The organism is Neoluteolibacter marinus (assembly GCF_014904755.1).
GTDB classification, from domain to species: Bacteria; Verrucomicrobiota; Verrucomicrobiia; order Verrucomicrobiales; family Akkermansiaceae; genus Haloferula; species Haloferula marina.
Genome location: NZ_JACZFQ010000104.1, coordinates 1 through 13,796 on the forward strand (window position 1 = coordinate 1; position 13,796 = coordinate 13,796).

Below are 13,796 nucleotides of genomic sequence, written 5' to 3' on the forward strand. Positions count from 1 at the left end.
AGCCGGCTTGGATGGATCGGGGCGAAAGGCGTGCGGAGCCCTTCCCGCCTACAGACGACGGAGTCTTCCAAGCCGGCTGAAGCCGGCGCTCCCATGATCAGGTTCTCCAACTCCGCGTCCTCCTCTGCGGCCTCTGCGCCTCCGCGGTTCGTGCCACCGGGAGCATTTTGCTGGCCTCCCCAGCCCCGCAGCGGGACTCTCCGGTCGTGAAGAAGGAACGCGTCGATGCCCTGCTGGTCGCCCGGGGACTCTGCGATTCGCGCGAGCAGGCGAAGCGGCTGGTGCTGGCGGGGGAGGTCCGCAGCGGCGACCGGGTGGTCGACAAGCCCAGCGCCAAGATCGCCGAGGACGCGCCGCTGGAAGTGAAGGAGAAGCCGAAATACGTCGGTCGCGGCGGTCTTAAAATGGAGGGGGCCCTGGCCCATTTCGGGGTCTCCCCGGAGGGCTGGACCTGCCTCGACATCGGTGCCTCGACCGGTGGCTTCACCGATTGCCTGCTGCAGCACGGCGCGGCCAAGGTCCACGCGATAGACGTCGGCACCAACCAGCTGGTCTGGAAGCTTCGCAATGACCCGCGGGTGATCTCGAAGGAGAAATTCAACGCCCGCGGCCTGACGGTCGAAACCCTGGGCGAGCAGGTCCACCTGATCGTCATGGACCTGTCCTTCATCTCCCTGACCAAGGTCCTGCCCGCCGCCTTCAGCGTGCTTGATGTAGGCGGCGCCATCGTTTGCCTGATCAAGCCGCAGTTCGAACTCGAGCGGGAGGACATCGGCAAGGGCGGCATCGTCCGCGACCCCGAACTCCACGAGCGCGCGGTGCAGAAGATCCGCACTTTCGTGACCGAGGAACTCGGCCGCGAATGGAAGGGCGTGATGGACTCGCCGATCACCGGCACCGACGGCAACAAGGAGTTCCTGGCGTGGCTCGGCTAACTCTGCCGGTCCCGCCAAGTTGACTTGGGAGGTTTCAGACACTAGGGTACCTTCATGTCTGCCAAGGAGCTTGTCGCCGAAGCCATGGCGCTCCCTTTGTCCGAGCGGGTGAGAATCGCCCAGGATCTTTGGGAGAGTATCGACGAAGGACTGACGGTTGGGAACGGCGAAGAGTCCGTTCGCGAGGCGATCCGTAGGGATCAAGAGCTGTCGTCCGGCGTTGTTGCTGGCCGCAGCCATGAGGAGGTCATGCAAGCCGCCCGCCGCGCCATCGAATGCGCCTGATTTATCATCCAGGAGCGGAAGTTGAACTCGTAGAAGCGGCGAAATACTACGAATTTCGTGTTCCATCATTGGGACACGAGTTCCTCGATGCGGTAGATCAGGCAATTTGCGGGATTCAGAATGATCCAGAGCGCTTTCGTGTGGTCGAAGCGGACATCCGTCGCCAGGTGCTAGGGCGCTTTCCCTACAGCATTTTCTATCGGGTCTTGCCTGGCGAGATCCGTATCCTCGCCTTCAAGCACGACGCCAGGCACCCGGATTACTGGCGCGACCGGCTCGGCGACTAGAACCCGCGGTCAGTCGCCCATCCAAAGCCTCAGTGCGGCCTTCATCCACTCCGGCTGGGCGTGGCTCGCGGCCATGTGGGTGCCGAAGTAGTAGCCGGTGATGTGGAAGAAGAGCGGGCCGGCGAAGAGCAGGGAGTCGAGCCGGTCGAGCACGCCGCCATGGCCCGGGATGCCGCGGCCCCAGTCCTTGGCGCCGAGCGAGCGCTTCACCGCCGACATGACCAGGCCGCCGAAGAAGCCGGCCATCACGAGCAGCGCCGACATCAGTGCCGCGACCGGCGGGGAAAAGGGCGTGGCCCACCATAGGCCGGTGCCGATCAGGGTCGCCGCCGCGCCGCCGAAAAGCAGGCCCTCGCGGGTCTTCGACGGGCTGACCTTGGGGGCGACCGGGTGCTTGCCGAACATCTTGCCGAAGACGTACTGCATGACGTCGCTGATCTGGGTGACCAGCACGACGAAGAACAGCAGCTTGGCATTCTGCCCCTCGTAGCCGCGGATCGGCAGGTAGAGCAGCATCGGCAGGTGGCTGAGGAAGTAGACGCAGGTGAGGACGCCCCACTGGATGCGCGAGGTGCGCTCGAGGAAGCGGTCGGTATCGCCGGCCAGCGCGCTGCGGATCGGGATGAAGACGAAGGCGTAGACCGGGATCCAGATCAGGAACATCCCGTACCAGGGAGCCCAGGCAAAGAGGTAGTGGACGGGCAGGATGAGGAAGAAGACCCAGGTCAGGGTGCGGTGGTCGCCGCGCGGGGTGGGAGCGAGGGTGATGAACTCGCGCAGGGCGAGGAAGGAGAGGATGGCGTAGAAGCCGAAGACCCCGCCGCGGCCGAGGGCGAGCGAGAGGGAGAAGACCAGCATCATCCACCACCAGGCGTTGACCCGCTGGCGCAGGTTCACCAGCACCGGGGTCTCGCCGCCTTTGTGGATCAGCAGGCGGGTGATGAGGGTGGCCAACAGCAACACGGCGACGACGCCGCCGACCAGATAGAGCAATTCAGGATCCTTCATGGAGTGCGGACGGGAGGTGGCCGTGGGAAAGCGTGATCAATTGCTCGCGGGCACGGGTGAGGAAATCGCTCCTGGATTCGTCCCCGGCCGGGCCGGGCAAGGGATCGCCGAAGACCGCCTGGCCCATCAGCGGCAGCGGCAGCAGCTCGCCCTTCGGCAGGATGCGGCTGAGGTTCTCGAGGAAGACCGGAACCAGCTCGGCGTCCGGCCGCTTGGTGGCGAGGTGGTGGAGGCCCGGCTTGAAGGCGGCGAGTTCACCGCTCTCGCTGCGGGTGCCTTCCGGGAAGACGATCAGGTCCGCGCCCTCGTCGAGGGCGGCGAGCATCTTGCCAAGCGGATCCTCGGCCCGCATCCGCGCCAGCTCGCGGGGAATCAGCACGGCGCGGAAAACCCGTCCTGCCAGCCAGCGGCGCAGCGGACCTTTCTCCCAATACTCCGCGGCTGCCACCGGCCGGGTCCGGGTCCGCCTTCGCGCCGGCAGGGCCGCCCAGATGACCATGAAGTCGAGGTGCGAGGAATGGTTGGCGTAGTAGACGCGGCGCTTGCCGTCCTCGGGCACCTCGGGAAGCAGCCGCACCCCGGTGGCCAGCCGGACCAGGAAGGCGAGCGCGGTGCCGGTCATGGCGCGGCCTCCTTCAGCTTGGCGGCCAGGCGCAGGATGCGGCGGACGATGGTGACAAGGGTGCCTGCGGCGATGAGGAGGATGGCGAATCGCATCACCTCGCCGTGGCCGTTCCAGAGCGGCTCGGCCGCGCTGAGCAAGGCGGCGACGGTGAGCGCGGCCATCCGTTGCTGCTTGGCGAAGGGGCCACAGAAATCGTGCTCTCCGGTTAGCGCCGCGCCGGACACCCGCAGGTAGGCGGTCATCACCGCGGCCCAGCCGGCGATCGCGCCGACCCAGGGCAAGCCGACCGCCCAGCCGGCACAGAACAACAGGACGGTGTCGGCGAGCCGGTCGGGGATCTCGTTCCACAGGTCGCCGGTGGCGCTCTTCCTGCCGCCTTCGATCGCGACCATGCCGTCCATCAGGTTGCAGATCAGGCGAAGTTGGATGCAGCCGGCGGCGGCGAGCCAGCCACCTTCCCCTGGGATCGCTCCGCTTCCGGCAGCGACGAAGCCCAGTCCTCCGAGCCCGGCGGCGACCACGCTGAAGGCCGAGATCGTGTTCGGGGTGACGCCCGCGGTGGTCAGGACCTTGGCCAGGGTGACCGCCCATTCGGCCGATCGGGTCTTCAGCGGACGACGGGAGGGGTTTTCCACGTCCGCCATCCTGACAAGCCCGGGGACTCCGGGCAAGTTAAGGAATTGCTCGGATCCCTTGCCGTGGGCCGCTCCAACCGTTAGAAGCGGGGGACATGAAAGTCGGCATCATCGCCAACAGCCAGAAGTCCGGAGCCAGGAGCGCGCTCGACCGCTTGACCGGAGTCCTGAAGGTTCGCGGGATCTCGACGGCGCTGGAAACCGAGGCGGCCGGGCTCTGCGGCCTCCCGGGGGGCATGGATGGTCCGTCCCTGGCGGCGACCTGCGACGTGATCGCGGTGCTTGGTGGCGACGGCACGATGCTCAACGCGGTGGCGAAGATCGGGCCGACGGACAAACCGGTGGCCGGGATCAACATCGGCAACCTCGGCTTCCTGACCAGTTGCACCGACGGCGAGGTGGAGCAATTCGGCGACGCCCTGCTGTCCGGAGAGTACTCCACCAGCCGCCGCACCCTGCTGTGCGCGACGGTCCGGGGTGCCGACAATTCGGAGAGGAAGTTTCTCGCCCTCAACGAGGTGGTGCTGGCCCGCGGCCAGACCGGGCGCCTGGTCTCGCTCTCCGCCTCGGTCGATGGCGACCTGCTCAACCACTACCGGGCGGACGGGCTGATCGTCGCCACCCCGACCGGGTCGACCGCCTACTCCCTGTCAGCCGGAGGTCCGCTGATCAGCCCCACCGCCGAGGTTTTCGTCATCACGCCGATCTGCCCGCACACCCTCAGCCAGCGCTCGCTGATGATCGACGACGAGGTGCAGGTGGAATTGTCGCCCGAAAATGCCGACGAGGCGCCGATGTTGTTCACGGTCGATGGCCGCGATTGCGTGACCATCCACGCCGGGGACCGGATCGAGGTGCGCAAGGCCGGTCACGCGCTGAACCTGCTGCGCCTGCCGGGGCACTCGTTCTACGAGGCCTTGCGCCAGAAGCTGAACTGGCGCGGGGGCTGAGGCCGCCGGCGGACCTTGCAGAATCCCGGCCGCGAGAAATTCCCCTTTCCCCGGGAGAAAGTGCGTCCTAGCGTGCGCGCGAAATGAGCGGCTGCCACGGACCCAAAATGAACATGGATCCCGGTCTCCACCAGGATAAGAAACCTTCCTGGATCAAGGTCCGGCTCCCCAACAATCCCGTTTTCTGGTCCACCAAGTCCCTGATCACGGACCTCAAGCTGGTCACGGTGTGCGAGGAAGCCCAGTGCCCGAACCGCTGGGAATGCTGGGGCCAGGGCACCGCGACCTTCATGATCGCCGGCGAGAAGTGCACCCGCGCCTGTGGCTTCTGCGCGGTGAAAACCGCCAAGCCCGACGCCCTGGAGGCCGACGAACCGGTGCGGGTGGCCGAGGCGACCCGGCGCATGAAACTCCGCCATGTGGTCATCACCGCGGTCGCCCGCGACGACCTTCGCGACGGCGGGGCGAAGCATTTCCAGGAGACCATCGAGGCGGTCCGGGCGGTCAACCCGGGGATCGTGATCGAGGTACTGGTGCCCGATTTCAACGACCGCGACTGGGCTCTTGAAATGGTGATGCAGGCGCGTCCCCACATCTTCAACCACAACCTCGAGACCGTCGAGCGGCTGACCCCGCTGGTGCGTTCGCGCGCCAAGTATGCGCGCAGCCTGGCGGTGCTCAAGAAGGCCAAGGCGATGGTCGCCGGCAAGGTCGCGACCAAGAGCGGCATCATGCTCGGCCTGGGCGAGCAGCGAGATGAGATCCTGCGCGCGATGGACGACCTGCTCGCGGCCGACGTCACGGTGCTGACCATGGGCCAGTACCTGCGGCCGACCCCGCGGCACCTGCCGGTGGTCGAGTACATCGAGCCTGCGGTCTTCGACGAGCTCAAGCAGATCGCCCTCGACAAGGGCTTCCGTCACGTCGCCAGCGGCCCGCTGGTGCGCAGCTCCTACCACGCCGCGGACTTCCGCCCCGAGCTCGACATCATGGACGAGATCGAGAAGAACGCGCCGCGGGCCGGGCTCGACCTGCAGCCGGAGGACCTGCCGATTCCGGCCGCCTCTCCGGCCCTGGTGCGGGCTTCGGTGGCTTGATGTGGCCGGGTAGATCGTCAAGAGGACCAAAAGGTCCCGGGAATCCATGTGTTGACCTGCCCGGATTTTTCGGGTAGCGGAGGGACCGTTCTCCCTTCCATCCCCCCGACCATGAGAATCTCCCCCCTTCTCGCGGTGTTGTTCACTTTCTGCGGCGATGCCCTTCAGGCCCAGATGATCAACATCGACTTCAGCGCCCCGGACGATCCGTATGTTTTCACCGGGCTCGCCGCGGTGCCCGACCCTGCGGGGGAAGCGGCGCTCTGGAACCAGCTGCCGGCTTCGACGGGTGGACTGGTGTCGTTTTTCGGGCTGGTCGATTCGTATGGCAACCCGACCCCGGTGAGCATCCAGCTGGCGATCAACGGTTACTACTCGGATCCCGCCGGGCAGCAGGAAATGGGCGGGCCGGGGGCTCCCCTGGAGGGAATGATGGCGGACTACGTCTACCTCTCGGCACCGACCAACACGCAGGTGGTTTCCAAAACGGGAACGATCGGCGGACTGGTCTCCGGGAATGCCTATGACATCTACTTCTACAGTCAGGGCAATACCTTCAGCGGTCCGTACTCCGCGGGGCAGAACGGCCTGTTCAACGTGGGGGGCGAGATCAAGCAGAGTTCCTGGGACGGGACGGCGGGCGGTGACGGCCTGTTGGTCGACGGCGTCGAATACGTGAAGTTTTCCGCGGTGGCGGATGACCGCGGCGCGGTGGAGTTTTCGTGGGCCAATGTCGTGGCCGGCCCCGATGGCAACGTGGCGGTGGACCTCGACGGCCAGAGCTCGCGCTTCGCCGTGATCAACGGGATCCAGATTGTCGATGCGACCGCCGCGGTGCCGGAATTGTCCGCCGGCTTGTTGGGGCTGTTGGGTGGCATGATGCTTTTTTCGCGGCGTCGGTCCGCCGGGAAGACCCGGGATGCCGGTCCTGGCGCATGACGCTCACCCCGTCGCGGTCCCCGGCGCTGCGAGCGAATCTCCTTCTTCGAAGTCGGCCGAGGTCGGCCGCGGAGAGCTGGGCGGGGACTTGCCGTCGATCCAGCGCAGGATCTGGTTGGCGAGCGACTGAACGGGGAAGCGGAAACAGGCGAGCTTTGGGAAAAACCAATCGGCCTCCATCTGTTCGTTGAGGAGGACGATGGAAATGTCGTCCGGAATCCTGAGCCCGCGCTGGTGCAGCAGGCAGGCGATCGTGACCAGCTCTTTCCAGTCGAGCACGAGGATGGCGGTGGGAGGGGTGCGGGCGATGGCCGCATCCACCATTCTCCAGATCACATCCGGCCGCTGGTAGTCGCTCTGCGGGGTGTGATAGGTCGAGACGTAAGGCACTCCGACACGTTCCAAGCCCAGTTTCACTGACTCCATCAGGCTGGCTGCAAAACTCGGCGGCCGGTCGCAGAGCGGCAACACGATCTGGCGGTGCCCGAGGTCGGTCAGGCGGCGCATCGCCTCATCGACGAGCAGGGAGGACTTCACCCCGACCACCGGGATCGGCAGCTCGCCGGTGATGCCGCCGAGGAACAGCATCCGGAGCTTGTGGCGCACCGCCCACTCGCCGATCGACGGCCGGCCGAAGACCGCGATCATGGGCACGGCGGGATCGAGCGGCAGCAGATGATCCCACGACTGGTGCGCCCGTTTGGCGTGGAGGAAGTCGAAGGTGACGATTTCGACCGACCAATTCCGGCGGAGCAGCTGGGACCGGACCACTTCGATCACCCGCCGCGTGGAATGCGGAAGGTCCCCGATGTCGGCATGGGTGACGAAGATCACCCGGCGATTCTTTACCTCCACCACGGCAGGACCGGCATCGCCGCGGCGGACGACCCGAAAGGCCTTGCGGTTGCCGCCACCCTCCAGCCAGCCCTCTTGCTCCAGCAGGCGCAGCGCCGCGAGCATCACCGGCGGGCTGACACCGGTTTCGAGGGCCAGGACGCGGGTTCCGGGCAGCTTTTCCTGCCAGCGGCCCTTGCGCAATTCGTCTTTCAGGGCTGCGGCCGCAAGTTCCGAGGCGGTGTTCCGGTTGATCCTGCTCACGCCGCAGTATGGGTCGATCTGCGAAAACTTGTAGTACAGATTTTAGGCGGTTGGAATGCTTTCGTGGCACTTAAGTGGCAATAAAGTGCTCGGAGGTGTCAGAAAAACCACTCAGATGAAATACCCAATCACAATCCCCGCGAATGTCCGATGGATGGTTCATGGTACCGTCGCCTGCATGGCGGTGTCACTTGCCCACGCCGAAGAAGAGCCCGTCACCTGGACCGGTGGTGGCGCCAACCTGATCTGGTCCACCGCCGAAAACTGGAGTGACAGTTCCACGCCGGGGACGGGTTTCGACTACCTCGTGGACGCTGCGACCGTGAGGTCGCCCGACGTCACCAGCACGACCTTTGGCGGCAACAGCCTGACCGTGCAGAATGGGTCGGTGCTTCATTTGATGCGCACCAATGGCGGGGGATACTATGTGGTCAACCATGCCATCCCGGCGCTGACGCTTTCCTCGTCGGAGATCCGGACGCAGTCGTCGCTCGGGTCCTTGGGGAATGCGATCAACGGTCCGGTGCAATTCCTTGGCGACTCCACGGTCAACATGAAGGAAAAGAGCGACTACACCATGCGGTTGTTCTTCAACGGCACGATCTCCGGATCGGGGTCGTTGACCCTGAGCCGGGACGACACGGGATCGACCCGCAGCGTTGAGTTCGCCGGCGATGCAACGGGCTACGCGGGGGATGTCCTCCTTTCAGGCTACGCCTCCAACAAGACGATGGAGTTCGACGTCAACAACGCCGGCGGCTGGGGTTCCGGGTCGGTCACCGTGGGGGCTTTCGGGAAGGTTACTTTCAAACAGGCCGTGACCACGGGTGCCGGCCAATTGGTCCTCGACGGCGCCACGGCCTCGGTCGTGCTTCCGGCCACCCCGGTGTCGCTCGGATCGATCGTCCAGAACGACGGCACCATCAATCTCGACATCACACGGCCGGACCCGCTGCTGGATCCCGTCGCCGATCGCGTCGACCTCAGCGGCGACTTCACGGCCAACGGCGGCGCCCTGTCGGTCGACCTGAAGGTGGCGCCGCTCACCGATGTCCCCTACACCCTGGTCAGCTACGCGGGGACGCTGGTGAACCAGCCGGTTGTCAATGTCATCGACACCGCGAACACCGCCTACCAGGTGGCCGTCGACTACGGGACAGGTAGTAATTCAGCGATCACGGTCACCTTCAGCGAATTCGCCGGCGAACCCGCCAACCTGGTCTGGAGCGGGTCGGTCGACGAGAGCTGGGACATCGGCGTGACGGCGAACTGGTTGTCGGGCGGCTTGCCGGCGACCTACACGGAGTTCGACCACGTGCTCTTCGACGACTCGGCCCCGGGGACGGAGCCACAGGTCTATCTCGACACCGACGCGACCCCGACCTCGGTGACGTTCAATCACGACACCGACACCTACTATTTCGGTGGTAGCGGGGGGATCGCAGGACCCGCCTTGCTGACCAAGTACGGCGCCGGCACGCTGGTCATCGGCAACAACAACAGCCACATCGGCGGAACCGACATCCTGGAAGGGACCCTCCAGGTCGGCGACGGCTTCACCACCGGCAGCATCGGCTCCGGGACGGTGGTCAACGAAGCGGAACTGGTCTTCAACCGCACGGACACCTTCGTGTTCGCGCCGGCGGTGTCGGGAACGGGCAACCTCGAGCAGGTTGGAGGGGGCAAGCTGGTGCTGGCCGCCAGCCACAACTACACGGGAACGACCACGGTCACCAACGGCACGCTCCAGGTCGGCGACGGCTCGACCAACACCCCGGACCAGATCTCCTACAGTTCTGAAGTCCTGGTGGGAGGTTCCGGCGTCCTCGAGTTGCCGCGGTTCCACACCGGTGGCAACCAGAACGTGGCGTGGACCTTGCCGCCGGTGTCGCTGGCCGACGGGGCGACCTTGCGCTTCACCGCCCAGGCCGGATCCAACACCCACACGCTGTCCTCGGACCTCGCGGTCGATGGCTACGTGTATCTCGAGAACCTGCTCGGAAGCTACAGCCAGAACATCAACCTCACCGGGGAATTGAGCGGTAGCGGCGAGATCAGCTACATCTCGACGGCCGGGACCTCGAACCGGCAGCTCGCGTTGACCTTGGCCGACTCCCCCTACAGCGGGGACTGGTTCGTGCGGCACGATTCCCAGCAGCACGGCGTGCTGCGCTCGAGCGCCGCGGGTTCACTCGGGACCGGTGCGGTGTGGCTTAGCCGCCGGGCAATCCTTGCCACCGGCGTGAGCGGCGGGTTGGACTCGCTGAGCGAAGTGATCCTCGACGATCCCGATGCCAGCCTGGTCACGACCGCCGACACGACCGTCGCCGGCATCGATGGTTCCGCCGGGAAGATCGAGGTTCAGGGCGGCATCCTCACGCTGGCCGGTTCCGGAATCCCCGACGCGGCGGATGTCGAAATCTCGTCCTCCGTGGGGGCGGTGCTGAACCTCGACTTCACCGGCACCGACGAGGTCCGCGATCTCAAACTGGACGGGGTGGTGCAGGCAACCGGCACCTGGGGCTCGCTCAGCTCCGCCGCCGAGAACAAGACCGCCGCGATCACCGGCACCGGCGTGCTGGTGGTCCTCGGGTCCGACCCGTTCCCGGCCTGGGTTGATGCCTACTTCCCGGGCGAATCCGATCCCGCGGTCGTCGGCAAGGACGCCGATCCGGACCAGGACGGCTGGAGCAACGAACTGGAGTTCGCGCTCAACAGCGATCCCTCTTCGGGACGGGCTTCCGACAAGGTGGCCGGCGTCGTCGCCGATGTCGGCGGGCACCAGGTCCTGACCTACACGATCCCGGTTCGCGACGGCGCGGTGTTCGCCGGTGCAACCGAGAAAACGGCGGAAGTCGACGGCCTGCTCTACCGCATCCAGGGCAGCAGCGATCTCTCCGACTGGACGTCTTCGGTTATCACCGAGATCACACCGTCGCTGTCGGCGGGGCTGCCGGTGCCGGACGAAGGATGGAGCTACCGGACCTTCCGCATGGCGGGCGACACCTCGACGGGTGTCCCGGCATTCATCCGTGCCACGGTCGAAGGTCTCTGATCCCCAAGTTCCCGTGAAGTTCCTGAAATCCCTCGGCCCGGTCGCCGGAAGCATGATCCGTGGATTGCTTCCGTCCATGCTCGTCACGGCGGCCGCGGCCGGGGATTTTACCCCGGCCCTGCGCGAAGCATGGCTCGCCGAGGCCGGGGAGTCGCTGGCCGGCGTTGCTTCGCCGGGCCTGGTGACGTGGCTCGACCGGCACCCGGCGGTGCGGACGGGCCTGCTCACCGGCAGTGATCCGGTCGATCCGGAGCAAGTCGTCCGGCTCGACCGGCTGCGGCAGGCGATGGGACCGGAACGGGCGGATCGCTACGCGTCGCTGCTCCTGGCGGTCTCCTCGGGGCCGGATCCGCTGCCGACGGTTGCGGCCCCGCCCGATTCCCGGGTGGCGGCGGTGGCTGACCACTTGAAGCGCAGCGGGATGTCGCTTCTGGAAGCCCGTCAAGCCGGCGATCGCCTGTTCGACCAAGCCAAGGTCGCGGCCCCGGGCAAGAAGGAAGCCGCGGCGTTCTGGGAGCAACTCGCCCACGCGACCGGCACTTATCCGCGCCGGGAAAGCATGACCTTGGAGGAGTCGCTGGCGCTCCTGATCGGTCGCTACGAGACCGCGCTCGGTCCGTTTGAGAAGGGGCCGTCGTGGCCGCTGTATCCGCTCGATGCCGCGCCGTGGCCCTTGCTCGCCCCGCTGCGGCAGACGCTTCCGCGCAGTGAATCCGACTTCCTCTGGGACCGCTTCCGCGGCCAGCCGGCCTATCCCGACGGCACTCGCTGGAAAACCTATGCCCGCTATTCCTGGGACTACGACCGGGATCCGGCGGTGAGGTGGAAGACCAGTCCCTTTCATCCGTCGTCGATACCGCGGATCGCCGAGGACGGTGGCGTTTGCGGCCGGCTTTCGACGCTGGGCCAGTTCTCCTGCGTCTCCCTCGGCAAGCCGGCGGTCGGGATGTATCAGCCCGGTCACCGGGCGATGCTTTCATACAACGGCGGCAAAGACGGCTGGTTCGCCAAGCTTGAGCAGAGCATCACCGGACCGGAGCGCTCGACCGCCCAGTGGTTCCTGCCGGCACCTGCGGGATTGCGCGTCAGTGGCAACGCGGCGCAGGGCATCAAGACCGGCGTTGAATGGCATGTCGCGCTCAACCTGGCCATGAACGTGGGCCTGGATGCCTGGACCGACGCCCGGATCGCCATGTTCTCGGCGCGGCGCTTGCATGCCCGCGACCCCCGTGCCGCGATCCGGCTGGCGACGGAAGCCACCGCCATCAACCCCTACCTGCTCGACGCCTGGTATCAGCTCGCGGAGTGGTCGCGCGGCGACTTGCGGGCGACCAACGCCTTGCTCGCCCGGCTGGACCGGCTGATGATCGATCCCTCTGCGGGCGAGGTCGGCGCCGACGCGGAACTGTCGGCCAGCACCGATTTCAATCAGCTCAAACCGGCGAAGAAAGGCAGCCCGATGGCGCAGGGCTGGACCCTGGTGGCCCGGGTGGTCGCGCCGGTGATCGCCACCGCGGCCTACCAGCCGGCTTTGGCTGACAAGGCACGCCACCGCGAAGCCCATCAACTGCTGGTCGAAGAACTGGATCGGCGCGAGAAGCTCAAGATGCCCTACGGCGCGGGATTGAACGAGCTGGCCTTGCGCTTCGAGGTGGCGCTGGAAGGTCCGCGTCCGGCCCAGCAGCGGATGGAAGCCGAACTCAAGAAGCTGCTGGCGATGAGCCCCAAGGTCCGGGGCAAGGCGGCACCGGCCTGGTTGGGTCAAGTCGATGCGGTGGGCTCCGGCTTGCCGGGGCCGACCGAGCGCAGCTCGTGGTTTGCCCGGTTGCAGCGCGAGCTTCCCGGGGAGCTTGCGGTGAGCAAGGCGAAGGACGGCAAGGTGGCGGTCGACCCCCTTTACAAGGGCCTCCATGAGCTGCAGCGCCGGGAGCTCCGCGCGAAAGGGAAGACGGGAAAGAAGGAACTCCAAAAGCTGGAGCGGGACTGGCAGCGGGCGACCGCGGGCTGACAGCGGGACACGAAAAAGGCCCGTGGAGGATGCCACGGGCCTTGGACGGTTCGAGAACGATGCAAATGGCTCAGTTGGCCTTGGCGTAGATCAGGTTCACGAGTTCCTCGCAGGTCTTGCGTGCATCGGGATAGCCGTGGAGGGCGCTGTTGCGATACATCGCGCTGGCCACTTCCTTGCCGCTGCGGTTGTCGACGACCGAGACATCCAGGGTCCGGAGATACATCGCCATGTCCCAGTGCCAGCGGTCGACGAAGGTGACATAGAGATCGGCCGAAGCCGGCTTGGCGGAGAGGCTGCCGGTGCTGGCCTTCACGCCTTTGCTGGCGATGGAGTCGCGGAGGAAGACCTCGACGTCACGGCTGGAGTCGCCGGGTTTCACGACATAAGCCGAGCGGGCGGAACGGATCGCATCGGGCTGTTGGACGGTGGCATTGCGGGTCTCGGCGCAAGAAGCGGCAAGCAGGGCGGCACCGGCGCAAGCGAAGGCGCGGGTGAGGAGTTTCATGGTTTTCATCGGTGTGGATCAGTGGAGTTTCTGTTGGGCGACGATGCCCTCGGCGGAGTCCGGATAGCGCTTCGCGAGGACCTTGTAGTGGGCACGGGCCATGTCCTTGTCGCCCTTGGCCTCATAGGTTCTCGCCTTGAGGAGCATGGCTTCGGTGTTGTCCTCGTCGGCGATGGCAAGCTGTCTCAGGGCCTTGTCGTACTGGCCCTTGTCGTAGAACTTCTGGGCGCTGATGACGGCACCCTTGTTCATCATGCCCCCGCAGGAGAAAAGGCAGGGGATCAGGCAAAGCAAGGGGACGCGCCGAAGATAAGGAAATCTCATGTCCCCACCGGCTACCGGGCCGGAGTGCGGCATGCAATACTT

At 66.0% G+C, this 13,796-nt stretch carries 14 protein-coding genes; 8 read left to right on the top strand and 6 right to left on the bottom strand.

What is annotated here, in order from left to right:
* Nucleotides 1–206 precede the first annotated feature (206 nt).
* From IG178_RS20270 to IG178_RS20280, 3 genes are read left to right on the top strand one after another with little or no spacing between them, the layout of a single operon-like run.
* Entirely contained in the window at nt 207–935 is a 729-nt protein-coding gene (locus IG178_RS20270) for a TlyA family rRNA (cytidine-2'-O)-methyltransferase (protein ID WP_193214411.1), read from the top strand.
* Between the two features lie 54 nt (nt 936–989).
* Complete coding sequence (locus IG178_RS20275) at nt 990–1,220, top strand: addiction module protein (RefSeq protein ID WP_193214412.1); 231 nt, start codon at nt 990–992, stop codon at nt 1,218–1,220.
* On the top strand, nt 1,211–1,507 hold the full coding sequence (locus IG178_RS20280; protein ID WP_193214413.1) for a type II toxin-antitoxin system RelE/ParE family toxin: 297 nt from the start codon (nt 1,211–1,213) through the stop codon (nt 1,505–1,507). The genes IG178_RS20275 and IG178_RS20280 overlap by 10 nt, the downstream gene beginning before the upstream one ends.
* Before the next feature lie 9 nt (nt 1,508–1,516).
* On the opposite strand, the gene IG178_RS20285 is transcribed toward IG178_RS20280, so the two are convergent.
* The 3 genes from IG178_RS20285 to IG178_RS20295 are packed head-to-tail and all read right to left on the bottom strand — an operon-like array spanning nt 1,517 to nt 3,784.
* Entirely contained in the window at nt 1,517–2,515 is a 999-nt protein-coding gene (locus IG178_RS20285) for a phosphatidate cytidylyltransferase (RefSeq protein ID WP_193214414.1), read from the bottom strand.
* A complete protein-coding gene (locus IG178_RS20290) occupies nt 2,502–3,137 on the bottom strand; it encodes a lysophospholipid acyltransferase family protein (protein ID WP_193214415.1) in 636 nt (211 codons plus the stop codon). Before IG178_RS20290 ends, IG178_RS20285 begins: the two co-directional genes overlap by 14 nt.
* Entirely contained in the window at nt 3,134–3,784 is a 651-nt protein-coding gene (locus tag IG178_RS20295) for a CDP-alcohol phosphatidyltransferase family protein (RefSeq protein WP_193214416.1), read from the bottom strand. Before IG178_RS20295 ends, IG178_RS20290 begins: the two co-directional genes overlap by 4 nt.
* An 86-nt stretch (nt 3,785–3,870) precedes the next feature.
* Between IG178_RS20295 and IG178_RS20300 the strand changes: the two genes are divergently transcribed.
* The 3 genes from IG178_RS20300 (at nt 3,871) to IG178_RS20310 (ending at nt 6,761) form a co-directional block, all read left to right on the top strand.
* Nucleotides 3,871–4,725: an NAD(+)/NADH kinase gene (locus IG178_RS20300; RefSeq protein WP_193214417.1), complete on the top strand. Its 855-nt coding sequence runs from the start codon at nt 3,871–3,873 to the stop codon at nt 4,723–4,725.
* Between the two features lie 113 nt (nt 4,726–4,838).
* Nucleotides 4,839–5,822 (top strand): lipoyl synthase, encoded by a 984-nt coding sequence (gene lipA / locus IG178_RS20305; RefSeq protein ID WP_226895633.1) that lies wholly within the window; start codon nt 4,839–4,841, stop codon nt 5,820–5,822.
* A 111-nt stretch (nt 5,823–5,933) separates the two neighbouring features.
* The gene (locus IG178_RS20310) at nt 5,934–6,761 is read left to right on the top strand and encodes a hypothetical protein (RefSeq protein ID WP_193214419.1); all 828 of its coding nucleotides are present in this window, start codon (nt 5,934–5,936) and stop codon (nt 6,759–6,761) included.
* 3 nt (nt 6,762–6,764) lie between these two features.
* Here IG178_RS20310 and IG178_RS20315 read toward each other — a convergent pair whose 3' ends face one another.
* On the bottom strand, nt 6,765–7,859 hold the full coding sequence (locus IG178_RS20315) for a substrate-binding domain-containing protein (RefSeq protein ID WP_193214420.1): 1,095 nt from the start codon (nt 7,857–7,859) through the stop codon (nt 6,765–6,767).
* Nucleotides 7,860–7,974: 115 nt separating this feature from the next.
* Here IG178_RS20315 and IG178_RS20320 point away from each other — a divergent pair, with 115 nt between their 5' ends.
* Nucleotides 7,975–10,914, top strand: a complete 2,940-nt coding sequence (locus IG178_RS20320) for an autotransporter-associated beta strand repeat-containing protein (protein ID WP_193214421.1) — start codon at nt 7,975–7,977, stop codon at nt 10,912–10,914.
* 13 nt (nt 10,915–10,927) lie between these two features.
* Nucleotides 10,928–12,922 (top strand): hypothetical protein, encoded by a 1,995-nt coding sequence (locus tag IG178_RS20325; protein WP_193214422.1) that lies wholly within the window; start codon nt 10,928–10,930, stop codon nt 12,920–12,922.
* A gap of 70 nt (nt 12,923–12,992) precedes the next feature.
* On the opposite strand, the gene IG178_RS20330 is transcribed toward IG178_RS20325, so the two are convergent.
* Both IG178_RS20330 and IG178_RS20335 read right to left on the bottom strand, forming a co-directional pair.
* Nucleotides 12,993–13,439, bottom strand: a complete 447-nt coding sequence (locus IG178_RS20330; RefSeq protein WP_193214423.1) for a hypothetical protein — start codon at nt 13,437–13,439, stop codon at nt 12,993–12,995.
* Between the two features lie 9 nt (nt 13,440–13,448).
* Nucleotides 13,449–13,754, bottom strand: coding sequence for a tetratricopeptide repeat protein (locus IG178_RS20335; RefSeq protein WP_193214424.1), 306 nt, complete (start codon nt 13,752–13,754; stop codon nt 13,449–13,451).
* Between the last annotated feature and the right edge of the window lie 42 nt (nt 13,755–13,796).